The organism is Nocardia sp. NPDC050378, assembly GCF_040655675.1.
GTDB lineage: Bacteria > Actinomycetota > Actinomycetes > Mycobacteriales > Mycobacteriaceae > Nocardia > Nocardia coubleae.
This window is the reverse complement of sequence record NZ_JBFAKI010000017.1, coordinates 24111-47268: the sequence shown is the minus strand read 5'-3', so window position 1 is coordinate 47268 and position 23158 is coordinate 24111. Positions and strand designations below refer to the sequence as shown.

Genomic DNA, 23158 nt, shown 5'->3' with positions numbered 1-23158 from the left:
TGGGACCTGATGGTGAACAGTGCAATGAGCGCTCGCAAGAATCGCGCGAAACAAGTTGCGGCAGTGGGTATCGCGGCTGTTGTCGCGGCCACGCTCGCGGCCTGCGGGTCGGGACGCACCGACGAGGCGGGATCCGGCGCGGGGCTGGTCGTGGGCACCACGGACAAGATCTTCGCGCTCGACCCGGCCGCGGCCTACGACAACGGCTCGCTGCTCGTGGAGAACCAGATCTATTCGTACCTGCTGAACTTCGCGCCCGGCGATACCACGCCCAAGCCGGATGCGGCGGAGAAATGCGAATTCACCGCGCCGACGGTGTATACGTGCAAGATCAAATCCGGGCTGAAATTCGCCAACGGTAATCCGCTGACCGCCAAGAGCGTCAAGTTCTCCTTCGATCGCATGATCGCGATCAACGACCCACACGGGCCGGCCGCGCTGCTCACCAATCTCGACAAGACCGACGTGGTCGACGATCTCACCGTCGCGTTCACGCTCAAGGTCGCCAACGATCAGACCTTCCCGACCGTCCTGCCCACCCAGGCGGGACCGATCGTCGACGAGAAGGTCTTCCCGGCCGACAAGGTCGCCTCCGACGAGGAAGTCGTTGCCGCCAAGGGCTATTCGGGCCCGTACACGATCAGCACCTACGACAAGAACAAGCTGGTCGAGTACAAGGCCAACGCCGACTACAACGGCATCCTCGGCAAGCCGAAGAACGACTCGGTCTCCACCAAGTACTACGCCACCTCCGACAATCTGAAGTTGGACCTGCAGAACGGCGCCATCGACGTCGGCTACCGCTCGTTCACGCCCACCGACATCGACAGCCTGCGTGCCGATTCCAAGGTGAAGGTCACCGACGGACCCGGCGGCGAGCTGCGCTACATCGTGTTCAACATGAACACCATGCCGGGCAGCACGCCCGAGCAGAAGCTGGCCGTGCGCAAGGCGATGGCGTCCTCGGTGGACCGTGAGGCGCTGGCCGCCGGTGTGTACAAGGGCACCTACCAGCCCGCGTACGGCTATGTGCCGCAGGGCATGATCGGTGCGGCCGAGCCGTTGAAGGACCTCTACGGCGCCAAGCCCGACAAGGACAAGGCGGCGAAGTTCCTCGCCGACGCGGGCGTGGCCACCCCGGTGACGCTGAACCTGCAGTACAACCCCGACCACTACGGCTCCAGCTCCTCGGAGGAGTACGCGGCGGTCAAGTCCCAGCTCGAGGCGTCGGGCCTGTTCAAGGTGAACCTGCAGTCCACCGAATGGGTCACCTACCAGAAGGAACGCGCCTCCGACGGCTACCCGATGTACCAGTTCGGCTGGTACCCGGACTTCCCGGACGGCGACAACTACCTCGCGCCGTTCTTCGGCCCGAACAACTTCCTGCAGTCACACTTCGAGAACCCCGCCATCAACGCCCAGCTCACGGCTGAACTCACCGAGGCGGACCCGGTCAAGCGGGTGGAGCTGCTCGAGAAGATCCAGACCGATCTCGCCCAGAACCATCTGCCGACGCTGCCGCTGCTCTCGGGCAAGCAGGTCGCGGTGTCCAAGCCGGGCGTGAACGGTGTCGGCGACACCCTCGACGGCTCCTTCAAGTTCCGGTTCACGGTCCTGAGCAAGTGAGTGACGTTCCTGTCGCGCCCGGATCACCGGTCCGGGCGCGACGTTTCGGGTGGATGCGCGGCGGGGGTTCCCGCCAGGTGGCTTTGCTGCGGTACCTGCTGATCCGGCTCCTGCTGATCGTGCCGACCGCGTGGTTGCTGGTGACCGTGGTGTTTTTCCTGATGCGGGTGATCGGTGACCCCATCAGCGCGGCCATGGGTGGCCGGTTGACCCAGGAGCAGATCGAGGAACGCAAGGACGCGGCCGGGCTGAACCGGCCGATCCTGACCCAGTACTGGGAGTACATCACCGGGTTCCTGCGCGGTGACTTCGGGCGGACCCAGGACAACGAGGCCATCGCCGATGTGGTCGTCAACTACGGTGCGGCCACTTTCGAGCTGGTGTTCTGGGGCCTGCTCGTCGCGTTCGCGGTGGGTATCCCCCTGGGCAGATACGCCGCGACACACCGGGATACGCCCGCCGACGCGGTGCTGCGGTTCTCGGCGGTGCTCGCCTACGCGGCGCCGGTGTTCTTCGTCGGCATGCTGTTGAAGCTGGTGTTCTCGGTGTGGCTCGGCTGGTTCCCCGTCGGTGGCCGGGCCAGCACGGATGTGGAGCTGGCGCTGCAGCACGTGTCGCCGAAGACGAACATCCTGTTCATCGATTCGATCCTCTACGGCGAACCGTCCTATGTGCTCGACGTGCTCGAACACGCGGTGCTGCCCGCGGTGGCGCTCGGCCTGCTCACCGGCGGCATCTTCCTGCGGCTGGTCCGGGTGAACCTCATCCAGACCCTGCGCAGCGATTATGTCGAGGCGGCGCGGGCGCGTGGGTTGTCCGCGCGCGTGGTCACCGGGCGGCACGCGGTGCGCAACGCGCTCATCCCGATCATCACGGTGATGGGCATGTGCATCGCGATGATGCTCGGCGGCGCGGTGCTCACCGAGACCACGTTCGAGTGGAAGGGCCTCGGCTATCAGCTCGCCGAGTACCTGCGGGCCCGTGACTTCATCGCGGTGCAGGGCATCGTGGCGTTCATCGCCCTGCTCGTCGCGGTGATGAGTTTCCTGGTGGATGCCGTTGTCGCACTGATCGATCCGAGGGTGAGGTTCTGATGAGTACGGCGATCACTAAACGCAGGCGCCTGCCGGGCGCCGAGCTGCTGTCGAAAACGGTCGGCATGCAGCGGGTCACCCTCGTCACCGGGCTGGTGCTGGTAGCCGGCTTCGTGCTCGTCGCGGCGTTCGCGCCGCTGCTCGCGCCCTACGATCTGGCGCAGAACACCTCCGACGGTGTGGCTTTCGCGTCGCAGCAGGGTCCGTCGGCCGAGCACTGGTTCGGTACCTCGGTGCGCAGTGAGGACGTGCTGTCGCGGGTGCTGTTCGGTGCCCGCACCGCGCTGCTCGTCATCGCGATCGCGGTGACGCTGTCGCTGCTGATCGGGGTGCCGCTCGGGTTGCTGTCGGGCTATGTGGGCCGGTGGGTCGACCGGGTGCTGGTGCTGGTGATGGACGCGATCTACGCGTTCCCGTCGTTGCTGCTCGCCATCGTCGTCTCGATCGTCATCGCGGGCGGCACGTCGAGCAGTTTGGGTGGCATGTTGTCGGCGGCGATCGCGATCACCGTTGTGTATGTGCCGCAGTACTTCCGGGTGGTGCGCAATGCGACGGTGGCGGTGAAGACGGAACCGTACGTGGACGCCGCGCGGGTGACCGGTGCGTCGACGGCGCGAATCATGTTCCGCCACATCATGTCCAATGTCACCGGGTCGCTGCCGGTGATCGTCACCATCAACGCGGCCGATGCCATCCTCACCCTGGCCGCGCTCGGCTTCCTCGGGTTCGGCATCGAACCCACCCAGGCCGCCGAATGGGGTTACGACCTGAACAAGGCGCTCAACGATGTGTCCAACGGCATCTGGTGGACCTCCATCTTCCCCGGCACCGCCATCGTGCTCGTGGTCCTCGGCATGACCCTGGTCGGGGAGAGTCTCGACGAATCGCTGAATCCGTTGCTGCGTACCAGGCGTGCGGTCACTTCGAAGGAGTCCGTCGATGAGTGAGAAGACTGCCGCACTGGCCGTTTCGGGACTGTCGGTCACCTTCACGACCGATGCGGGCCCGGTGAACGCGGTACGCGATGTGTCCTACGAGGTGTTTCCCGGTGAGGTGCTCGCCATCGTCGGCGAGTCCGGGTCGGGCAAGTCGGTGAGTTCACGCACCGCGATCGGGCTACTTCCGCAGTCCGCGTCGGTGCGCGGCCTGGTGACCATCGGCGATCGACCGGTCACGTCGATGACCGAGAAGCAGCTCACCGCCCTGCGCGGCGGTGCGGTGTCGATGGTGTTCCAAGAGCCCGCCCGCGCGCTCGACCCACTGTTCACCGTCGGGTTCCAGATCTGCGAAGCCCTGCGGGCGCACAGCGGGATGAGCCGCAAGGACGCCAAGGCCAAGGCCGTCGAGTTGCTGCGCCTGGTCGGGCTGCCCGATCCGGAGCACCGGGTCGACTACTACCCACACCAGCTGTCCGGCGGACAGAAGCAGCGCGTGATGATCGCCATCGCCATCTCGTGCGAACCCAAGGTGATCATCGCCGACGAACCGACCACCGCGCTCGATGTGACGGTGCAGGCCGAGATCCTCGAGCTGCTGCGGGATCTGCGCGACCGGCTCGGCAGTGCGATCGTGCTCATCACCCACAACATGGGTGTGGTCGCCGACCTGGCCGACCGGGTGGTGGTGATGCGCGCGGGTGAGGTGGTCGAACAGGCGCCGGTGCACGAGCTGTTCGCCAGCCCGAAGGCCGAGTACACGCGGGCGCTGCTCGACGCGGTGCCGCACCTGGGGTCGGCGACGGCGCGGCCGGAGCCGGACCGGACCGTAGAGCCGGTGCTCGATGTGCGCGACCTGGTCGTCACGTTCCCCGGACCGTTCGGCAGGCCGCCGTTCCGGGCCGTCGACACGGTGAGCCTGCAGATCCGGCCGGGGGAGACCCTCGGCCTGGTCGGTGAATCGGGCTCGGGCAAGTCGACCATCGGGCGGTGCGTCGCCGCCCTGCAACGGCCGACCGAAGGGCACGTGCTGATCCGCGGCCAGGACATCGCGGGCCTGTCCCCGCGCAAGCTGCGGCCGATCCGGCGACGGTTCGGGTTCGTGTTCCAGGACCCGGCGGGCTCGCTCAATCCCCGGATGACCGTCGGCGAATGCGTCGCCGAACCGCTGCTGGTGCACGGGGTCGGTGACAAGGCGAGCATTCGGGAACGAGTGCGGCACATGCTCGACGACGTCCACCTGCCCGCGGGCACCGAGAACCGGTACCCGCACGAACTGTCCGGCGGGCAGCGTCAGCGGGCCAGCCTGGCTCGTGCCCTCGTTCTCGACCCCGATCTGCTCGTCGCCGACGAACCGACCAGCGCCCTGGACGTGTCGGTACAGGCCGCGGTTCTCGAGCTGTTCGCCGAACTGCAGCGCGGCTGCGGCTGGGCGTGCCTGTTCATCAGCCACGACCTCGCCGTGGTCGACCAGCTGGCCGACCGGATCATGGTGCTGCGCAACGGGACCTGCGTCGAGGAAGGCGACAACGAACAGATCCTGCGCAACCCGCGACACGAGTACACCCAGCGTCTCGTCGCCGCCGTCCCCGTCCCCGACCCGGTGGAACAGCGCCGACGCCGTACCGAACTCGCCGCCAGTTGAGGCCGGCTGCTGGCCTGTGTACTCGGCGGTGTCCGCTCCCCGCACGCCCGCCCGAACGAGCGCGGCGTGGGGAGAGTTCCGTCACCACCGGGCAGGTCGGCGCAGACCAGCGAGGAGCCGCACGACGAAGAGGCGGGCGGATCACTTAGAGTTGGTGTGCATCTATCCGCCGATTCGGTTTGGAGCTTTCCCCACAATGACTGAACAGACACCCAGCGGTGCAGGCGCTTCCTACGCCGCCGCGGGCGTGAGCATCGAAGCCGGTGACCGCGCCGTCGAATTGTTCGGACCATTGGCGAAGAAAGCCAGCCGACCCGAGGTGCAGGGTGGGATCGGCGGATTTGCCGGACTGTTCGCGCTCAAGGGTGGGTACCGGGAGCCGTTGCTCGCCGCCTCCACCGACGGCGTCGGCACCAAGATCGCCGTCGCCCAGGCGCTCGACAAGCACGACACCGTCGGGCTCGACCTGGTCGCCATGGTCGTCGACGACCTGGTGGTGTGCGGCGCCGAACCGCTGTTCCTGCAGGACTACATCGCCATCGGCAAGGTCGTCCCGGAGAAGGTCGCCGAACTGGTCTCCGGCATCGCCGAAGGCTGCATCAAGGCGGGCTGCGCGCTGCTCGGCGGCGAAACCGCCGAACACCCCGGCCTGATGGACCCCGACGACTACGACCTGTCGGCCACCGGCGTCGGTGTGGTCGAAGCCGACTCGGTGCTCGGCCCCGACCGCGTGCGCCCGGGCGATGTGGTCATCGCGATGGGCTCCTCGGGTCTGCACTCCAACGGCTACAGCCTGGCCCGCAAGGTGCTGCTCGACATCGACCGCATGTCGCTCACCGGGCACGTCGAGGAATTCGGCCGCACCCTCGGTGAGGAACTGCTCGAGCCGACCCGCATCTACGCCAAGGACTGCCTGGCGCTGATCGCCGAAACCGATGTGCGCACCTTCTCGCACGTCACCGGTGGCGGACTGGCCGCCAATCTGGCGCGCGTGCTGCCCGCCGGTCTGGTGGCCGAACTGGATCGCGGCACCTGGAACCCGGCGCCGGTGTTCAAGATGATCGCCCAGCGCGGCCGGGTGGAACGGCTCGAGATGGAGAAGACGTTCAACATGGGCGTCGGCATGGTCGCGATCGTCGCCCCCGAGGACGCCGACCGTGCGCTCGCGGTGCTCACCGCCCGCCACATCGACTGCTGGACACTGGGTCAGGTCAAGAAGGCCGCCGACGCCGACGCGCCGCGCGCGGTGCTGCTGGGCGACCATCCCAGGTTCTGAGCCTCGACAACCGAGCCGGGTCGCGCACGCGCGGCCCGGCTTTGTCGTGTTCAGAGGTTTGCCGACCGCCTCGCACGGCTACCCGACATAGGTAGGGTCCGCCACCTCGAGGAGGTCGGGGTCTCGAGTCCGGCGAACACGACGAGCGTCCTGTGTGTGCACAGGACGCTCGTCGTGTATTCGGATGTTCGCCGTACTGCTGCTGCGAGCCTGCGACGCTGCGCGGAACAACGGCTGAAGGGGGAGGCCACCACGAGCCTCCCCCTTCACCGGCGTTCGGTCAGCGACGCCAGCTGTCGTAGTCGTCGTCCTCGTTGTTCCAACGGGACGGCGAATCATCCGCGTCGTGCTCGTCGGATAGCAAGCCACCACTCCCTCGGGAGTGGAGTGGAGTGCTATCCGCCAGCTCGCGCTGAAGGCTCGCGAAGTCGGTCGGCGTGGAGCTGTACTTGAGCTCACGTGCGACTTTGGTCTGCTTTGCCTTAGCCCGGCCACGGCCCATGGCTGACCCCCTCGCGTCACTGCGGGGCGGCCTGGGGTTTGTTGGCGGCCCCGTTCGAATTAATACTCTTCCTGACAGACACTTTAGCGTGTGTCCGGCGGTCGCGCTCCCAGGAGTGGGTGAAGAGCTGTCGAACGGGTGTCAGAGCACCCCGGGGATCGCCCGGATCACCCCGACGCGGGCGTCGCCGCCGAGGACCGCGGTGGCCGCGAGGTCGGTGTGTTCGTCGGTCCAATCGATGCCGAGTTTGCGCAGAATCGCCAGCGTCAGGGGCATTCGGGCGCGGTCGTGACCGTCGTCGATCTTGTAGGCGAACCCACGTCCGTCCGGGAGCGCACCCGCGTGCACGCCGTCGGCGCCGATTTTGCAGAAGAGTCCGGGCGTGGCCGACATCGCTTGCAGATCGGGCCCGTTCGTGCCGGAAATCACTCGCGGATTGCTCCGCACGGCATCGGCGATCCGGCGTTCGGCGGTACCGGGCTCGGCGGTGGTGAACGTCGCGAAGGCGCGCGCCAGGTTGATCAGCGAGACGGGGACGATCGGCAGGCCGCAGCCGTCGATCCCCAGGTCGGTCTCGGGTTCGCCGGTGACCTCGGCGATCGTGGCGAGAACCGCCTGCTGCAGTGGGTGTTCGAGCTCGAGGTAGCCGGTGCGCGGCCAGTCGTTGATCGCGCAGGTCGCCAGCATCGCGGCGTGTTTGCCGGAGCAGTTCATGTACAGCGGGCTGCGGCCCGCGCCGGTGATGGCGGCGGCGCGGGCGTTCTCCTCGAACGGCAGGTCCGGTGGGCAGGCGAGGTCCGCCGGGGTGTGGCCGAAGCGGTCGAGCAGCCGGGTGACCAGGGCGATGTGGTCGGGCTCGCCGAAATGGGAGGCGGTGGTGATGGCGAGTTCGTCGTCGTCGACGGGGTCGAAGCCGTTGCGCAGCAGGGTGAGTGCCTGCATGGGCTTGTTCGTCGAGCGCGGGAAGATCGGGCCGTGCACCTCACCGAGCTCGACGGTCGGGGTGCCGTCGGCGTCGAGCACGACGACCGAACCACGGTGCACGCACTCGCGGAAGCCGGACCGCACCACCTCGACCAGTTCGACGCTCACACTGTGTCCTTTCGGTGTGATCGGGCGACCTGCGTGGTGACGCGAGGTGCCGCCTCCGGGCGCTGACCGCTCACGCGCGGACCTCCACCGTTCGTTTCCTGTTGTGCCGGTCGATCTGCATGCGGATGTCGTCGGAGATGGTCGGCTCCTCCGTGAGCAGCCGGGTGAGCAGTGCGGGATCGGCGCCGGTGAACAGGTCGCGCACGGTGATGCCATGGGCCGGGACGTGCATCACCCGTACTTCGTCGCCCGCGCCGATCGTCCCCTCGGTGAGCACCCGGAAGTAGGTGCCGGTATCGGCGCGCAGGGCGAAGCGTTTCACCCACTGCTTCTCGCCGGACCACTGCTGGAAGGTCGCGCACGGAACGCGGGGAGCGCTCACCTCGAGCAGGGTGTCGCCGATCGCGAAGTGGGCACCGAACACCGCGTCGCTGAGCGGTAGGCCGGTCACCCGCAGGTTTTCGCCGAACCAGCCAGCGGGCAGGTCGCGGTCGAGTTCCTCGGCCCAGCGGCGGGCGTCTTCCTCGGCGTAGGCGTAGACGGCCTGGTGCACGCCGCCGTGATGGACGGTGTCGCACACGTGGTCGCCGTCGAGTCCGAGCGCGCGCACCCCGACGCGACCCGCGACCGGACGCTTGTCGATGGCGCTGCGGCCCACGCGGGTGCGCATCTCGAGTTCGGCGTGCACCACGCACACGGCTTCGACACGGCCGGTGTCACCGGCGCGCAACTGCGGCCGGCTCATCGACCACGCAGGCGGTCGACAGCGGCGCGCCCGGCTTGCACGCCCTCGTCCGAGGGGACCGAGTCGGGGTCGATGGCGGCGGCCATGGCACCGACCACCAGTTCGGTGCCCGCCGGCACGGAGCGTTTCACCAGGGCCAGGGCGATCGGGCCGAGCTCGTAGTGGTCGACGACGGTGCCGAGGCGACCGACGGTGCGCCCGCCCGCGGTGACATCGTCGCCGGTGGCGGGCCGTTCGTCGGCGGAACCGTCGAGGTGGAGCAGTACCAGGTTGCGGGGCGGTTTGCCCAGATTGTGCACGCGCGCAACGGTTTCCTGGCCGCGATAGCAGCCCTTGTTCAGGTGTACCGCGCCCTGCTCCTCGACACCGCCGATCCAGCGGGCCTCGTGCGGGATGGTTCGTTCGTCGGTGTCGACGCCGACGCGCGGGCGGAGGGCGGCCACGCGCAACGCCTCGTAGGCCCACATGCCCGCCGGTCGGGCGCCGGCCGAGGTGAGCTTCGTCCACCACGTGGCGAGGTCGGCGCGGGGGACGAGCAGGTCGAAGGAGTCGCCGGGCATCCGGCGCAGGAACCCGCCGCCGGGCAGTGCCACGGCCGCGTACAGCCCGGGCAGTTCGCCGAGGCCGAGGGCGGGCAGCAGCGTGTCGGTCTCCGGGCCGAGCAGGCTCAGGACGGCGAAGTCGGCGGCCTCGGGTTTGGCATCGGCCCAGAACACCATCTTCTGCAGGAAGCCGAGCAGTTCGGTGCCGTGCCCGCCCTCGGTGTCGAGCCAGAGGGTGCTGTCGAGGTCGGTGAGCACGAAGTGGTGCAGCACGCGGCCGTTGAGATCGAGGTCGAGTGATTCGGCGCTGTGGCCGTCGGGCAGGTTCGCGATGTGCTGGCTGGTGATGGTGTGCAACCAGCTCAGCCGCTCGGCGCCGGTGACGCGGGACACACTGCGATGCGACCGGTCGACGACGGCGACGCGCTGCGCGGCGGCCTTCTGCTCGCCGAACGGGTCGCCGTAGTGCCAGGCGACCGCGGCATCAGGGGAGCCCGGCGCACCCGCGACGGCGCCAGGGGTTTGGAGAACAGGACTGGGGGCGACGTCCACGGACACACCACCACTGTAGGCGTGTCCGCTCGCACGCGCCGAGGGTGGGCGGTCGCGCCGCGTCGGATCCACGGCAGCCGTAGGCATAACAGAGCTATAACGCCTACGCTCGTCACATGGGAGAACGGGTTCTTGTGACACTCGACGGTGTGGTCGCTGACGCGAACACACCGTCGCTCTATGCCGACGACATCGGAGCACTGCGTGGCGACGGTGTGTTCGAAACGATATTGGTGCGCGGCGGCACGGCCACCGCGCTGGAATTCCACCTGGCCCGGCTGCGCCGCTCGGCCCAGGCGCTGGAACTGCCCGAGCCGGGGCTGGCGAAATGGCGCAGCGCGGTCGAGCTGGCGGTCAAGGAGTGGGGTGCCGAGGAAGAGGGTATGCTCCGCCTGATCTACACCCGCGGTCGCGATTCCGAATTCGACGCACCCGGCTCGGGTCTCGTGCCCGACGAGCCGACACCCACCGCGTACGTGCTCGTCTCCCCGGTGCCCGCGCGGGTCGCGCAGGCGCGTGCCGAAGGTGTGAAGGTGATGTCGCTGGCCCGTGGCATCTCCGTCGACCTGGCGCAGGCGGCGCCGTGGCAGCTGCTCGGCGCGAAGACGCTGTCGTACGCGACGAACATGGCCGCGCTGCGGTTCGCCCGGCGGATGGGCGCCGACGACGTGATCTTCCACAGCACCGAACACCGGGTGCTGGAAGGCCCGCGCTCGACCGTGGTGATCGCGCGCGACAAGCAGCTCATCACCCCGCCCGCCAAGATCGGTGTGCTGCCGGGTGTCACCCAGCGGGCCTTGTTCACGGTGGCGGAGAAGAAGGGCTGGGAGTGCAAGTACCAGTCGATCTTCACCGCTGACCTGTTCGATTGCGACAGCATCTGGCTGCTGTCGAGCGTCACGCTCGCGGCCAGGGTGAATCAGCTCGACGGTGTGCGGCTGTCCGCGCCCGACAATGCTCAGGAGATCATGGACATGGTCGACGCGGGGATCGACCGACCGGGGACCATCGGCGACTGGTGAGCGCCTGTGGGGCGCGGGTGGGCGCGCCCCTGCGCTGAGCCGTGGCGGTTGTCACCCTTCATGGGGGTATCCGTACGCGTACTCTCTACTACAGGACGTCGTAGTAGTGGATGGAGGCCGGATGGACACCTTGGACATCTCCCGGTGGCAGTTCGGAATCACCACGGTCTATCACTTCGTCTTCGTACCGCTCACCATCGGTCTGGCGCCGCTGATCGCCATGATGCAGACGGCGTGGGTCGTCACCGGTGACGAGAAGTGGTACCGGCTCACCAAATTCTTCGGGAAACTGTTCCTGATCAACTTCGCCATGGGTGTCGCCACCGGCATCGTGCAGGAATTCCAGTTCGGCATGAACTGGAGCGAATACTCCCGCTTCATCGGCGACGTCTTCGGCGCACCGCTGGCCTTGGAAGCACTGATCGCCTTCTTCATGGAGTCGACCTTCATCGGCCTGTGGATCTTCGGCTGGACACGGCTGCCGAAACTGGTGCACCTGGCGACGATCTGGATCGTGGCGATCGGCGTCAACGCCTCGGCCTACTTCATCATCGCCGCCAATTCGTTCATGCAGCACCCGGTCGGTGCGCGCTACAACCCCGAGACCGGACGCGCTGAGCTGGAAAGCATTTGGGCGGTGCTCACCAACAACACCGCGATGGCGGCCTTCCCGCACGCGGTGGCAGGTGCGTTCCTCACCGCCGGAACCCTGGTCGCAGGCGTCGCCGGCTGGTGGATGGTGCGCAACGCGCGCAGCGGGGACGCGGCGAAACTCGCGCAAGCGCGCACCGTGTGGCGGCCCGTCGGCCGAGCCGCGCTGGTCGTTGTCGCGCTCGCCGGGATCGCCGTCGCGGTCACCGGCGATGTCCAGGGCAAGCTGATGTTCCAGCAACAGCCCATGAAGATGGCGTCGGCGGAATCGTTGTGCCACACCGAGACCGACCCGGATTTCTCCGTCCTCACCGTCGGCACCCACAACAATTGCGACAGCGTGATCCACGTGCTGAAGATCCCGTACGTGCTGCCGTTCCTCGCCGAGGACAAATTCAGCGGCGTGACCCTCGAGGGCGTTGTCGATCTGCAGAAGACCTACAACGTGGAATTCGGCCCCGGCGACTACCGGCCGAACCTCTTCGTCACCTACTGGTCCTTCCGGGCCATGATCGGCCTGGCCGCGGGATCGGTGTTGTTGCTGCTGGCCGGCTTCTGGCTCACCCGTGGCGGCCGCGTGCCAGATCAGCGCTGGTTCTCCTGGCTGAGTCTGCTCGCCATTCCCACCCCGTTCCTGGCCAACAGCGCGGGCTGGGTGTTCACCGAGATGGGACGTCAGCCGTGGGTGGTCGCGCCCAATCCGACCGGCGACCCGGCCATCCGGATGACGGTGCAGCAGGCGGTTTCCGACCATTCGCCCGGCACGGTGTTGTTCTCACTGATCGTGTTCACCGCCCTCTACGCTGTGCTCGCGGTGGTGTGGTTCTACTTGATCCGCCGATACGTGGTCGCCGGGGTCGAGGAACCGGCATCGGAGAAACCGGAGCGCCGGAACGAGCCGGTCGAACAACTGTCCTTCGCGTACTAGGAGCCGTCGATGGATCTGCAACTGTTCTGGTTCGTTCTGGTCGGCGTCCTGTTCACCGGCTACTTCGTGCTCGAGGGATTCGATTTCGGGGTCGGCATGTTGATGCCGATCCTCGGGCGGGGCTCCGATCCGCGGCGCCGCGTGGTGCTCAACACCATCGGGCCCGTCTGGGACGCCAACGAGGTGTGGCTGATCACCGCCGCGGGCGCCATGTTCGCGGCGTTCCCGGAGTGGTACGCGAGCCTGTTCTCCGGCTTCTATCTCGCGCTGCTCCTCCTGCTCGTCGCGCTGATCCTGCGCATCTGCGCGATCGAATACCGCGGCAAGATCAACGACCCGAAATGGCGGGCCTGGTGCGACCGCGGCATCGGCATCGGATCGTGGGTACCCGCCCTTGCCTGGGGCTGGATCTTCGCCAACATGGTGCGCGGGGTTCCGCTGAACGAAGAACGCCAGGTCGTCGGATCGGTGTGGGATCTGCTCAGCCCCTACGCCCTGCTCGGCGGGTTGACCACGGCCGTCCTTTTCGCCCTGCACGGCGCGATCTTCCTGGTTCTCAAGACCGGCGGCGAGATCCGCGACGGCGCACGGCGAATCGCTCGGGCGCTGCTGGTACCGACCACACTGGTGGTCGGCGGATTCGGGCTGTGGACCCAGCTCGCCTACGGCACCGGCTGGACCTGGGTGCCGCTGGGCGTCGCGGTGCTCGGCCTGCTGCTGGGCGGCGCGGCCACCGTGGCGGGCCGGGACGGCTGGGCCTTCGCGGGCACCGCCGTCACGGTGATCGCGGTGACGGTGCTGATCGTCGGCTCGATGTATCCGAACGTGCTGCCCTCGACGATCAGCCCGCTGTTCGACCTCAGCATCGACGACGCCTCCTCCTCGCCCTACACACTGAAGGTGATGAGCTGGGCCGCCGCCTTCGCCGCACCGGTGGTGATCATCTACCAGGGCTGGACGTACTGGGTGTTCCGGCAGCGGATCCGGGTGGAACACATTCCGCCGCCGGTGGGGCTGCCGCTACAAGGCAAAGGCTGAGCGCGTGACCACGGCGGCCGACCCGGGCGCGGGGGCGCGCAAACCGCGCCGCGGACCGGTCGACCCGCGCCTGTGGCGCTACGCGCGCTCGGCGCGGCCACACCTGGTGGTCGCGGTCCTGCTCGCGCTGGTGATCACGGCGACGATCGTGGTCATGGCGGTGATGATCGGCCGGGTGCTCGCGGGCGTCATCACCGATCCCGGCAGCCGCTCGCTGGGCGCGTGGACAACGGAACTGGTCGTGCTCGCCGTGGCCGTCGCGGTGCGCGGCGCCGCGAGCTGGTGGCAGGCCAGGCTGGCGCACCGGGCGGGTAGCGCGGTGGTCGCCGAACTCGAGACCGCCGTCCTGCGGGCCGGGGCCGAGCTGACGCCGAGAAAACTCGACGCGCGGCGCACCGAGATCGCCGTCGTCGTCGGCAACGGTCTCGGCGGCCTGCGCGGGTGGTACACCGGGTATCTGCCCGCCCTGCTGCTGGCCTGCCTGGTCCCGCCGATCGTGTTGGTGGTCATCGCCTTCCACGATCCGACCTCGGCGGTGATCGCGGTGATCACCCTCCCGTTGATCCCGATCTTCATGGTGCTCATCGGTCTGCTCACCCAGGGGCGGGCGGAGGCGACGCTCGCCGCGACCACCCGGCTCTCGGATCAGCTCCTCGACTTGTTCGCGGGTATGCCGACACTGCGGGCACTCGGGCGCGAAAACGAGTCGTCGAGCATGGCGGGGCAGGTGCGGGAACTCGGTGACGCGCTGCGCAGGCGGACGATGCAGGCGCTGCGGATGGCCTTCCTGTCCTCGATGGTGCTCGAGGGGCTGGCGACGTTGAGCGTCGCGCTGATCGCGGTGGCCATCGGCTTGCGCCTGGTGTACGGCGAGATGAGCCTGTACGCGGGGCTGGTCGCGTTGATCCTCGCCCCAGAGGTGTACTGGCCGCTGCGCCAGGTGGGGGAGAAATTCCACGCGGCCCAGGACGGAATGGCGGCGGCCGACAGGGCCTTCGCCGTGCTCGACCGCGCGGATCCGGCCGGCCCGTCGCAGGCGGCGCACGCACCGGCTCCCGGCGCCGCGGCCGCGGTCGTCGAACTGCGCGGGCTGACGGTCGCCGCGCGCGAGGGCAACGCCCCCGATCACCTGACCGCCGAGCTGCGGCCCGGCGTGGTGACCGCGCTGACCGGCCCGAACGGGTGCGGCAAATCGACCACGCTGCAGGCGATTCTCGGATTGATCGAGCCCGATCGCGGTGCGGTGCTCGTCGACGGACGCGATGTCCGTGACATGGCTCCGGAAAGCTGGTGGGCGCGCATCGCCTGGTTGCCCCAACGGCCGGTGCTGGTGCCGGGCACACTGCGCGAGAACGTCGACCTGCTCAGCGCCGAGGGCAGCGGGCGCGACGCCCTCGACCGGGCAAGCACGGCAACGGGATTCGACGAGGTGCTCGACGGCCTGCCGCAACGCTGGGAAACCGTCGTCGGCCAGGGCGGCACCGGTCTCTCGCTGGGGCAGCGGCAGCGCCTCGCCCTCACCCGGGTGCTGGCCGCCCACCGGCCGATCCTGCTGCTCGACGAACCGACCGCCCACCTCGACGCGGAGAGCGAGCAGCGCGTTCTGGCGGCGCTGCGCGACATCGCCGCGGCGGGAGCCACCGTGGTGGTCGTCGGTCATCGGCCCACCGTGCTCGCCGCCGCGGACGTGGTGATCGAAGTCGCCGGCGGGCCGGGCGCGGACTGTGTGCGCGCTGATCGCCGCGCGGAGGCGGCGTCGTGATCACCGATCTGCGGGACATGTGGCGGCTGCTCGGACTGTCCCCGTGGCGGGTCGCGGTGGCGATCGCGTGGGGCGTCCTCGCGCTCGGCAGTGGTTTGGCGTTGGCGGCGCTGGCGGCGTGGTTGATCGCACGGTCCTGGCAGATGCCGCCGGTGCTGCACATCGGCGTCGCGGTGACCGCCGTTCGGGCGCTCGGTATCTCGCGTGGCGTGTGCCGGTATCTGGAGCGGCTGGCCACCCACGACGTGGCGTTGCGGGCGATGACGACCGCGCGCACCGAGGTGTATCGCACCTTCGCCCGGTCCGACATCTGGTGGTGGCGGGAACGACGCGGGACCGAACTCGCGCGCACCGACGACACCCGCGCGGCCGCACGGAAACTGCGCCGGGGAGACCTGCTGGTGCGCGTGGGCGCCGATATCGACGATCTCGGCGCGGTGGTGGTCCGGGTATTCGTTCCGGTGGCCGTCGCGGTGGTGTTGTCGATGGCGGCGGTCGGCTTGATCGCGGTCATCTCGGTACCGGCGGCGGTGATTCTCGCTGTCGCCCTTGCCGTCTCGGGCATTCTCGCACCGTGGCTGTCGGCCGTGGCCGCTCGCGACGAGGAACGCGCGGTGCGCCGCGACCGCGCCGAGTTCACCGCCGAGGCACTCACCGTGCTCGATCACGCGGCCGAATTGCGGGTGGCGGGTCGCCTGGATGCCGCGCTCACCCACGCCGACCAGACGGCGGGCCGCGCGGTGGTCGCCGAGGACAGCGCGGCCGCGCGCAGCGCCTGGGCCGCGGCGGCGACCCCGCTGTCGATCGGTGTCAGCGCGCTGGGCGCCCTGCTGGTCGGCATCGTCGCCTACGGCGCCACCGGTGGGACGCCCGGCGGGATGAGTCCGATGGCGCTGACCGTCCTCGTGCTCGTCCCGTTGTCGGCCTTCGAGGCCGTCGGCGCGCTTCCGGCCGCCGCGACCACCCTCACCACCTCCCGGGCCGCCCTGCACCGCCTGCGCGCCCTCGCACCCACACCGCTCGGCGCGCCTGCCCCGAGCCCGGACGAGCGCACCGCGCGCACGACGGCCCGCGCGGCCCTGCACCGGCTGCGCGCACCGTCCGCCGGCTCGCTCGGCGTCACCGAAGCTGTCACCGACCCGATGCCCGGGCGTATCCCGATGCCGGAGGGGCGCCGGGTGGCTGTCGTCGGACCGAGCGGTGCCGGGAAGACGACCCTGTTGATGGCGTGGGCCGGGTTGTTCGACACACCCTTGGACGGTGTCACGTTCTTCGCCGAGGACGCGCATCTGTTCGACACGTCGATTCTGGAGAACCTGCGGGTCGCGCGCGGCGACCTGACCGAGGACGAAGCCGAAAGCGCCGTGCGCGCGGTCGGGCTCGGCCCCTGGCTCGACACCCTGCCGGACGGGATCCACACCGGCCTCACCGCGGGTGCGGCGGCCGTCTCCGGCGGTCAGCGCAGGCGCTTGCTGCTCGCCCGCGCGCTCGTCTCGCCCGCGGGCACCCTCCTGCTCGACGAACCGACCGAACATCTCGCCGCCGCCGAGGGCGAGCAGCTGCTGCGCGATCTGCTCGACCGCGACAGCGGGCTGGTCGACCCGGAGCGGTGGGTCGTGGTCGTCACCCATCAGCTCCCCGAAGGCCATCGCGCCGACACCGTGGTCAAGGTCGACCCGAACGGCGCCTGCCACGTCGACCGCCGGCCTTCCTGAGCGCGTGCCGAACGGCCTCCGGCCTCGCCTGTCCCCGGTGGATATCCCCAGCTCAGAGCCCCTCAGAAAATCAATTGCCGACCTCGCGACAGCCCGATAGATTCATCGGTACACAAGAGAGGAGGTGGTCTGAAGAATGTATGTTCAACGGATGCGTGAGGTGGCTGCCCGCTAGCAGCACCCCTGCGGGAGATTCCCCAGCGGTGCGCTGAGCGAATCCCAGGCAGACACCCGGCCCCCGAGCCCCCGGACTATCCACCCGGGACCGCTCCGTTCCCCGGAACGGACGGTATGGCTCGGGGGTCGCTCCATTTCTGGGCCACGAAAACCCCCTGCTTGGAGGCGGTGCCAACCGCTACGATGAGTGCATGACCGTCGACCCGGTGCACGACTGGCCGATTCCGCCGAGCGGTGGCTTCACCGTTGACGACTTTCTCCAGATGCGCGACCTGCCCGCCCACACCGAGCTGATCGACGGGGGTCTTGTTTTCGTGAGTCCACAACGCAAGTGGCACAGCCGGGTGGTGGGCATGTTGGCGCGCGAACTCGACGCGCAGGCGGCGCCGCACAACCTGCGTGCCGATCGCGAGATGGCAGTGCGACTGGGGCCCCGACAGATGCCGGAGCCCGATGTTGTCGTCGTCACCGGGGAAGCCTACGCACGACAGGACCCGGACACTTACTACTTCGCGAGCGATGTCATCGCGGCGGTCGAGGTGGTCTCGCCGGACTCGGAAGAGCGGGACCGCGACACGAAGCCAGGCAAATACGCCAAAGCGAACATCGAACATTACTGGCGGGTCGAATGTGGCTCGGAGAACCGCGCAGTCGTGTATGCCTACCAGCTCGACACGGTCACCATGCGCTACCTACCCATAGGCATCTACCACGATCGATTGAAGACCAGCGCGCCGTTCGCCATCGATATCGACCTGACGGCGATCGACTGACCGACCTGCACCCGGTATACCGGGCAGCAGTCGGGAAGCTCAGCCGATATAGCGCTGCAAGCGGGCCGACAGGCGGGGGATGAGCGCGCCGTCGGGGTCGACTCGTTCCTCGACGTAGGCCAGGTCGCCGCCTTCGACGATGCCGTACAGGCGTTTCGCGCCGCCGACGACAGCGCCGGACTGGCTGCGGATCACCACGTCGGTGGCCAGTTCCCAGGACGACTGGGTGCGGGCGGTGCCGTAGAACAGTTCGACGATGCCGGAGCTGTGGGTGAGCAGCAGTTCGAGCATCTCGGTGTCGGCGTCGGTGCCGACCCGCCAGTACCCGCTCTCGCGCAGGTCGGGGCTGTCGTAGCCGCCCTCGGCGTCGAGTTTCCAGGTCTGCGATTCCCAGACCAGGTAGTCGCCACCGTCGTGGGACACGATGATCTGCTGACCGAAGCGGTAGTCGCCGTCGGCGGGGTGGTGGCCCTCGCCCTCGCCGCGCCACACACCGACCATGGGCAGCAACGCCAGCATGGCGTGGTTCAGATCGGGACCCTCGCGCAGATTCGCGGTGTCCTCGGGAATGGGAAGACCGCCGAGGACCGAAATGTTTCGGACCCCGGTTTCTTTCGCACGCTCGGCGGCGACATTCACCGCCTCGTCGCCACTGCGGCGCTGTGCCGAAGCGTCTTGCACGTCACTCGCTCGCTCGGCCGGATCGGAACCTTCGCTCGCGAGCCCGCTCATGACTCGGTGAACAGCCGGTAGAAGACGTACAGGCCGAACCAGCCGATGAGGATCGACACGGCGATGAGGAGAATCTCGAAGAAGAGGACCACGTTTCGGAGTCTAGCGAGTCCCGAACGAAGATACGAAAACGGCCCCGGCAGTTCCCGCACGGGAACTACCAGGGCCGTTGTGAGGTTTCTTACTTGGCGACCGCGACGTCCACCGAGTGGATGCCCGCGCCCTCGGGGCGGACCTCGGCCGAACCGTTGCCCGACGCCGACAGCGCGCGCAGGGTCCACGAACCCGGCGCGGCGAAGAAGCGGAAATCACCGGTGCCGGAGGCGACGACCTCGGCGGTGAAGTCACCGTTGCCGTCGAGCAGACGCACGAACGCGCCGCCGACCGGCTGACCGTCGGTGCTCAGGACACGGCCGGTGATGACCGTTTCCTTCTCCACGTCGACGCCGGCCGGGATGGCCTGTCCCTGGGTAGGTGCTGCACACATATTGATTACGCTCCCAACTCGATAGGTGCACCGACGAGCGAACCGTATTCGGTCCAGCTGCCGTCGTAGTTCTTCACGTTCTGGTGGCCGAGCAGCTCCTGCAGCACGAACCAGGTGTGCGAGGAACGCTCGCCGATGCGGCAGTAGGCGATGGTCTCCTTCTCGCCGTCCAGGCCCGCATCCTTGTAGAGCTCGGCGAGCTCCTCGTCGGAACGGAAGGTGCCGTCCTCGTTGGCCGCCTTGCTCCACGGCACGTTGATCGCGCCCGGGATGTGGCCGGGACGCTGGCTCTGCTCCTGCGGCAGGTGCGCGGGAGCCAGGATCTTGCCGGAGAACTCGTCGGGGCTGCGCACGTCGACCAGGTTCTTGGTGCCGATGGCGGCGATGACCTCGTCGCGGAAGGCACGGATGCTCAGGTCGGGAGCCGAGGCCTTGTACTGGGTGGCCGGGCGGTTGACCGCGTCACGCGAGAGCGGACGACCGTCGAGCTCCCACTTCTTGCGGCCGCCGTCGAGCAGCTTGACGTCGTTGTGGCCGTACAGCTTGAAGTACCAGTAGGCGTAGGCGGCGAACCAGTTGTTGTTGCCGCCGTAGAGCACCACGGTGTCGTCGTTGGCGATGCCGCGCGCCGAGAGCAGGTCGGAGAACTGCTCCTGGTTCACGAAGTCGCGACGAACCTGATCCTGCAGGTCGTTCTTCCAGTCCAGGCGAACGGCGCCTTCGATGTGGCCACCCTCGTAGGCGGAGGTGTCCTCGTCGACCTCGACGAAGACGACGCCGGGGGCGTTGAGGTTCTCTTCGGCCCAGTCAACGGAGACCAGGACATCGGAGCGAGCCATGTTGTTCCTTTCAACAGACGTGCAGGGTGGGTCAGTTCGGTGCCGGAGCAGGTGACCGGCGGAAGCGGGCTACCAGCGGATAGATCTGGCAGCCCAGGCAGACCCCGAACGCCGCGTTCAAGAACGCCGCGAACAGGGCGAAGCCGGCGAACACCGCGCCGACGATCGGGGAGCCGAGCGCGAAGCCCAGCAGGGAGACACCGGCGAACACGAAGCCGAGTGCCTGCGCGAAACGCAGCGGCGGCACGGGTTCGGTCTCGGTGGGCGGGCCGAGTCGCGGCGCGACGAACGCCGCGTAGATCCGGCCGTACGGGTGCTTGGCGGGACCGGCCGCCGCGCCGATCGCGAACACCACGGCCTGCAGGCCGATGAGGATCGCGGCGGCGACGGGGGAAACGGTCGCGACCAGCAGCACCGCGACGAGCACCCCGGTCGTCACCCAGGCCACGAAACGTGGCCCGCGGACATCGACGCGAGGTGGGGAATCAGAAAACGAGGTCATGGTGCGAACTCCTGCGCTGAGACGATTCAGTGGGATCTGCCAGTTCGCCGGGGGATCGAAACGATCACTCGCGCGGCGAACAGAGGTCGGCGTCAGGAATCTCGGGAGAGAAGCCGACCGGTCAGCGGCACAGGCAGCAACAACCACCGAGGCGACACAGGTCAACTGTGCGGCGTCGGGTGAGCATCAGCTCGTGGTCGGTTTGCACGATGAAGAGTTTACCCGGTCTTCCCGGGGAATGGGCAGGCCCCCTCGAAACCGGGGACAACGTCACACCGTGAGCGGCTCGAGGGCGGTGCGCAGGTCGGCTGCCTTCGGTACGCCGGAGATGCGGAAACGCTCCTTGCCCTCGGCGTCGAAGACGAAGGTCGTCGGCAGGGAGAGCACGTTGAGTTCGCGGGCGAGCGCGGGTTCGGCGTCGATGTCGATCTCGATGTCGCGCGGTGCGTTCGGCGAATCGGCCAGCTCCGCGGTGACACCGGCGACCACCCGGCGCACGGCATCGCACGGGCCGCACCAGTCGGCCGAGAAGTGCAGCACCGCGGGCACCGAACCGGAGACACCAGCCGCGTCGAGCAGGCGGGCGCGCTGTTCGGTGTCGGGGTCGAGGGTGGCGGGCCGGACCCGGCCCTGGTTGCGGCGCAGCAGCAGGCCGACCGCGACGGCGGCCAGCACGACGGCGGCGAGTACGGCGAGTTCGATCATGGTTGCTGCAATCGGTCCAGGTCGATGGTGACGTTGCGGCCGACGCCCTCGACAACGATGTGCCCACCCAGCGCCTCGACCTCGGTGGGCCGGACCCCGAACGGCAACTCCTTGGTATCGATCGTACGGCTGAAGCGCTCGAGCACGGCGCCGCGATCGGCCTCGAGGATCTCCGATTCGCTGGTCTTGGCGGTGTCGGTGGGGCCGCTGTTCTTGTCGTGATAGAAGCCGGTGGCCTGGATGCGGACCAGGTCGCCGTCGAGCAGCAGGTCGGCCTGGATCTGCACCGGTACGCGCTTGGCCGAACTCGACGGGGTGACACCCGCGCCGAGGATGCGCCCGTTGGGCGCGGTGGGCAGCGTGCCGGTGAGCACGAGCGCGCCCCCGGTGGTCATGCCGGAACCACCCGAACCGCCCGTGCCGTCGGACTTGTCGGCCGGACGGGTGTGGACCTGCAGGTCGGGGATGCCGAAGAGCCTGCCGAGCTCGGTGGGTTCGATGCGCATGCGAGCGTCGACCCGGTCGACCTGCACCGAGCGCGCCGCACCGTCGAGCAGCTCGCCCGCCGGTGCGTGCAGGCCGTTCAGCGTGGCCTCGATGCCGATCTCGCCGGGGATGTCCGGGCGCATGCTTCGGGCCCGGATCGCCACGTTGTCGTAGCGCCCGGCCAGGGCCTGGGCGGTGAACGGGAAACCGTGGAAGGTCACTTCGGGATCGGCCGACAGGTCGGCGCCCGCCCGCAGCTGCCGCGACACGTGGTACTCGGTGTAGGCGGCGGCGCCGAAATCGATCACCACCGCCAACCCGGCCAGGCACAGCAGCCCGATGATCAGCTTGCGCATGAGGTGAGAGTAGCGCCCACGCACCGGGGTGCCGGGTGCCCGGGTATCGGCCGAACACTCGTAAGTGTGCCCGTGTTGCGAGGTCATGGCCTGTGACGCGCTAATGTTGCACCGACTGACCCTGTGTTTCGGCGACGTAGCTGTGCGGCTGCTCTCGTCGCGCAGACACGAGATAGGAGGAGAGCCCGGTGGAGCTGCTCCTACTGACTTCCGACCCCAACCCGGATGCGGTGCTGCCCTCGTTGACGCTGCTCGCGCACAACGTCCGCCCCGCGCCGACCGAGGTGTCGTCCCTGTTGGAGGCCGGTAGCGCCGACGTCGCGCTGGTCGACGCCAGGACCGACCTGGCCGCCGCGCGCGGACTGTGCAGACTGCTCGGCAGCACGGGTTCCTCGGTGCCGGTCGTCGCCGTGCTCACCGAGGGCGGACTCGTCGCGGTGAACGCCGACTGGGGCCTCGACGACATCCTGCTGCCCGGCACCGGCCCCGCCGAACTCGACGCGCGCCTGCGCCTGCTGGTCGGCCGCAACGGCGGCGTGGCCAGCCCCGAGAACACGGGCAAGATCACCCTCGGCGAACTGGTGATCGACGAAGGCACCTACACCGCCCGCCTGCGCGGCCGCCCGCTCGACCTCACCTATAAGGAATTCGAGCTGCTCAAGTACCTCGCCCAGCACGCAGGCCGGGTCTTCACCCGCGCCCAACTGCTGCAAGAGGTGTGGGGCTACGACTTCTTCGGCGGCACCCGGACGGTAGACGTGCACGTCCGCCGCCTGCGCGCCAAGCTCGGCAGCGAATACGAATCCCTCATCGGCACGGTCCGCAATGTCGGCTACAAAGCGGTCCGTCCGGCGAGGTCGACAGCCGCCAAGGGCGAAACAGTCGCCTTCACCGACGAGGACGTAGACGGCGACGACCTGACCCCCGTCAACGGCAGCACGCAGTAACCTCGGTTCGATCGTGTCGGCGATCGCCC

General features: G+C 68.5%; 22 protein-coding genes. 12 read left to right on the top strand and 10 right to left on the bottom strand.

The features are described from left to right. The first annotated feature begins 24 nt into the window (after positions 1–24). The 5 genes from AB0I35_RS27005 to purM all read left to right on the top strand — a co-directional run bounded on the left by AB0I35_RS27005 (position 25) and on the right by purM (position 6576). Positions 25–1626, top strand: a complete 1602-nt coding sequence (locus AB0I35_RS27005) for an ABC transporter substrate-binding protein (RefSeq protein WP_357399140.1) — start codon at positions 25–27, stop codon at positions 1624–1626. A gap of 53 nt (positions 1627–1679) precedes the next feature. Further along, positions 1680–2720: an ABC transporter permease gene (locus AB0I35_RS27000; RefSeq protein WP_357399209.1), complete on the top strand. Its 1041-nt coding sequence runs from the start codon at positions 1680–1682 to the stop codon at positions 2718–2720. Beyond that, positions 2720–3667: an ABC transporter permease gene (locus tag AB0I35_RS26995; protein WP_357399139.1), complete on the top strand. Its 948-nt coding sequence runs from the start codon at positions 2720–2722 to the stop codon at positions 3665–3667. Before AB0I35_RS27000 ends, AB0I35_RS26995 begins: the two co-directional genes overlap by 1 nt. Further along, positions 3660–5300 (top strand): ABC transporter ATP-binding protein, encoded by a 1641-nt coding sequence (locus tag AB0I35_RS26990; RefSeq protein WP_357399137.1) that lies wholly within the window; start codon positions 3660–3662, stop codon positions 5298–5300. The genes AB0I35_RS26995 and AB0I35_RS26990 overlap by 8 nt, the downstream gene beginning before the upstream one ends. 196 nt (positions 5301–5496) lie before the next feature. Next, on the top strand, positions 5497–6576 hold the full coding sequence (gene purM / locus AB0I35_RS26985) for a phosphoribosylformylglycinamidine cyclo-ligase (protein ID WP_067640787.1): 1080 nt from the start codon (positions 5497–5499) through the stop codon (positions 6574–6576). Positions 6577–6856: 280 nt separating this feature from the next. On the opposite strand, the gene AB0I35_RS26980 is transcribed toward purM, so the two are convergent. The 4 genes from AB0I35_RS26980 to AB0I35_RS26965 all read right to left on the bottom strand — a co-directional run bounded on the left by AB0I35_RS26980 (position 6857) and on the right by AB0I35_RS26965 (position 10015). Then, the gene (locus tag AB0I35_RS26980; protein WP_084457250.1) at positions 6857–7078 is read right to left on the bottom strand and encodes a DUF3073 domain-containing protein; all 222 of its coding nucleotides are present in this window, start codon (positions 7076–7078) and stop codon (positions 6857–6859) included. A gap of 141 nt (positions 7079–7219) precedes the next feature. Further along, complete coding sequence (locus AB0I35_RS26975) at positions 7220–8170, bottom strand: asparaginase (RefSeq protein ID WP_357399136.1); 951 nt, start codon at positions 8168–8170, stop codon at positions 7220–7222. A 70-nt stretch (positions 8171–8240) separates the two neighbouring features. Next, positions 8241–8915 carry an MOSC domain-containing protein gene (locus AB0I35_RS26970; RefSeq protein ID WP_357399135.1) on the bottom strand — a complete coding sequence of 225 codons (675 nt, stop codon included), beginning with the start codon at positions 8913–8915 and terminating at the stop codon, positions 8241–8243. Further along, positions 8912–10015 (bottom strand): folate-binding protein YgfZ, encoded by a 1104-nt coding sequence (locus AB0I35_RS26965; protein ID WP_357399134.1) that lies wholly within the window; start codon positions 10013–10015, stop codon positions 8912–8914. The genes AB0I35_RS26970 and AB0I35_RS26965 overlap by 4 nt, the downstream gene beginning before the upstream one ends. A 110-nt stretch (positions 10016–10125) precedes the next feature. Here AB0I35_RS26965 and AB0I35_RS26960 point away from each other — a divergent pair, with 110 nt between their 5' ends. The 6 genes from AB0I35_RS26960 (at position 10126) to AB0I35_RS26935 (ending at position 18075) form a co-directional block, all read left to right on the top strand. Further along, the gene (locus tag AB0I35_RS26960) at positions 10126–11031 is read left to right on the top strand and encodes an aminodeoxychorismate lyase (RefSeq protein WP_357148881.1); all 906 of its coding nucleotides are present in this window, start codon (positions 10126–10128) and stop codon (positions 11029–11031) included. Between the two features lie 121 nt (positions 11032–11152). Continuing rightward, positions 11153–12610: a cytochrome ubiquinol oxidase subunit I gene (locus tag AB0I35_RS26955; protein WP_357399132.1), complete on the top strand. Its 1458-nt coding sequence runs from the start codon at positions 11153–11155 to the stop codon at positions 12608–12610. 9 nt (positions 12611–12619) lie between these two features. Continuing rightward, complete coding sequence (cydB, locus tag AB0I35_RS26950) at positions 12620–13648, top strand: cytochrome d ubiquinol oxidase subunit II (RefSeq protein ID WP_357399131.1); 1029 nt, start codon at positions 12620–12622, stop codon at positions 13646–13648. Positions 13649–13652: 4 nt separating this feature from the next. Continuing rightward, complete coding sequence (cydD, locus tag AB0I35_RS26945; protein WP_357399129.1) at positions 13653–15410, top strand: thiol reductant ABC exporter subunit CydD; 1758 nt, start codon at positions 13653–13655, stop codon at positions 15408–15410. Between the two features lie 17 nt (positions 15411–15427). Further along, entirely contained in the window at positions 15428–17125 is a 1698-nt protein-coding gene (cydC, locus tag AB0I35_RS26940) for a thiol reductant ABC exporter subunit CydC (protein WP_357399208.1), read from the top strand. A gap of 368 nt (positions 17126–17493) precedes the next feature. After that, positions 17494–18075: a Uma2 family endonuclease gene (locus AB0I35_RS26935; protein WP_357399128.1), complete on the top strand. Its 582-nt coding sequence runs from the start codon at positions 17494–17496 to the stop codon at positions 18073–18075. A gap of 39 nt (positions 18076–18114) precedes the next feature. Here the strand turns inward: AB0I35_RS26935 and AB0I35_RS26930 are convergent, their stop codons facing one another. The 6 genes from AB0I35_RS26930 to AB0I35_RS26905 all read right to left on the bottom strand — a co-directional run bounded on the left by AB0I35_RS26930 (position 18115) and on the right by AB0I35_RS26905 (position 22182). Further along, positions 18115–18807: an FABP family protein gene (locus tag AB0I35_RS26930; protein ID WP_357399127.1), complete on the bottom strand. Its 693-nt coding sequence runs from the start codon at positions 18805–18807 to the stop codon at positions 18115–18117. A 181-nt stretch (positions 18808–18988) separates the two neighbouring features. After that, the gene (locus AB0I35_RS26925; RefSeq protein WP_067492341.1) at positions 18989–19294 is read right to left on the bottom strand and encodes a DUF1416 domain-containing protein; all 306 of its coding nucleotides are present in this window, start codon (positions 19292–19294) and stop codon (positions 18989–18991) included. 5 nt (positions 19295–19299) lie between these two features. Then, positions 19300–20133 (bottom strand): sulfurtransferase, encoded by an 834-nt coding sequence (locus tag AB0I35_RS26920; RefSeq protein ID WP_067492342.1) that lies wholly within the window; start codon positions 20131–20133, stop codon positions 19300–19302. A 31-nt stretch (positions 20134–20164) separates the two neighbouring features. Then, positions 20165–20635 (bottom strand): DUF4395 domain-containing protein, encoded by a 471-nt coding sequence (locus AB0I35_RS26915; RefSeq protein WP_067640803.1) that lies wholly within the window; start codon positions 20633–20635, stop codon positions 20165–20167. Between the two features lie 270 nt (positions 20636–20905). After that, entirely contained in the window at positions 20906–21340 is a 435-nt protein-coding gene (locus AB0I35_RS26910; protein WP_357399126.1) for a thioredoxin family protein, read from the bottom strand. Further along, positions 21337–22182 (bottom strand): LmeA family phospholipid-binding protein, encoded by an 846-nt coding sequence (locus tag AB0I35_RS26905; RefSeq protein WP_357399125.1) that lies wholly within the window; start codon positions 22180–22182, stop codon positions 21337–21339. Before AB0I35_RS26905 ends, AB0I35_RS26910 begins: the two co-directional genes overlap by 4 nt. A gap of 188 nt (positions 22183–22370) precedes the next feature. Here AB0I35_RS26905 and AB0I35_RS26900 point away from each other — a divergent pair, with 188 nt between their 5' ends. Then, the gene (locus AB0I35_RS26900; RefSeq protein ID WP_357399124.1) at positions 22371–23129 is read left to right on the top strand and encodes a response regulator transcription factor; all 759 of its coding nucleotides are present in this window, start codon (positions 22371–22373) and stop codon (positions 23127–23129) included. The last annotated feature ends 29 nt before the right edge of the window (positions 23130–23158 follow it).

What these genes read in the sequence shown, in the direction of transcription:
- AB0I35_RS27005 (WP_357399140.1), top strand. Translation starts at nt 25, where the DNA reads ATGAGCGCTCGCAAGAATCGCGCGAAACAAGTTGCGGCAGTGGGTATC.
- AB0I35_RS26955 (WP_357399132.1), top strand. Translation starts at nt 11,153, where the DNA reads ATGGACACCTTGGACATCTCCCGGTGGCAGTTCGGAATCACCACGGTC.
- AB0I35_RS26990 (WP_357399137.1), top strand. Translation starts at nt 3,660, where the DNA reads ATGAGTGAGAAGACTGCCGCACTGGCCGTTTCGGGACTGTCGGTCACC.
- AB0I35_RS26980 (WP_084457250.1), bottom strand. Translation starts at nt 7,078, where the DNA reads ATGGGCCGTGGCCGGGCTAAGGCAAAGCAGACCAAAGTCGCACGTGAG.
- AB0I35_RS26970 (WP_357399135.1), bottom strand. Translation starts at nt 8,915, where the DNA reads ATGAGCCGGCCGCAGTTGCGCGCCGGTGACACCGGCCGTGTCGAAGCC.
- purM (WP_067640787.1), top strand. Translation starts at nt 5,497, where the DNA reads ATGACTGAACAGACACCCAGCGGTGCAGGCGCTTCCTACGCCGCCGCG.
- cydB (WP_357399131.1), top strand. Translation starts at nt 12,620, where the DNA reads ATGGATCTGCAACTGTTCTGGTTCGTTCTGGTCGGCGTCCTGTTCACC.
- AB0I35_RS26960 (WP_357148881.1), top strand. Translation starts at nt 10,126, where the DNA reads ATGGGAGAACGGGTTCTTGTGACACTCGACGGTGTGGTCGCTGACGCG.
- AB0I35_RS26905 (WP_357399125.1), bottom strand. Translation starts at nt 22,182, where the DNA reads ATGCGCAAGCTGATCATCGGGCTGCTGTGCCTGGCCGGGTTGGCGGTG.
- AB0I35_RS26915 (WP_067640803.1), bottom strand. Translation starts at nt 20,635, where the DNA reads ATGACCTCGTTTTCTGATTCCCCACCTCGCGTCGATGTCCGCGGGCCA.
- AB0I35_RS26925 (WP_067492341.1), bottom strand. Translation starts at nt 19,294, where the DNA reads ATGTGTGCAGCACCTACCCAGGGACAGGCCATCCCGGCCGGCGTCGAC.
- AB0I35_RS26930 (WP_357399127.1), bottom strand. Translation starts at nt 18,807, where the DNA reads ATGAGCGGGCTCGCGAGCGAAGGTTCCGATCCGGCCGAGCGAGCGAGT.
- cydC (WP_357399208.1), top strand. Translation starts at nt 15,428, where the DNA reads ATGTGGCGGCTGCTCGGACTGTCCCCGTGGCGGGTCGCGGTGGCGATC.
- AB0I35_RS26920 (WP_067492342.1), bottom strand. Translation starts at nt 20,133, where the DNA reads ATGGCTCGCTCCGATGTCCTGGTCTCCGTTGACTGGGCCGAAGAGAAC.
- AB0I35_RS26995 (WP_357399139.1), top strand. Translation starts at nt 2,720, where the DNA reads ATGAGTACGGCGATCACTAAACGCAGGCGCCTGCCGGGCGCCGAGCTG.
- AB0I35_RS27000 (WP_357399209.1), top strand. Translation starts at nt 1,680, where the DNA reads ATGCGCGGCGGGGGTTCCCGCCAGGTGGCTTTGCTGCGGTACCTGCTG.
- AB0I35_RS26910 (WP_357399126.1), bottom strand. Translation starts at nt 21,340, where the DNA reads ATGATCGAACTCGCCGTACTCGCCGCCGTCGTGCTGGCCGCCGTCGCG.
- AB0I35_RS26935 (WP_357399128.1), top strand. Translation starts at nt 17,494, where the DNA reads ATGACCGTCGACCCGGTGCACGACTGGCCGATTCCGCCGAGCGGTGGC.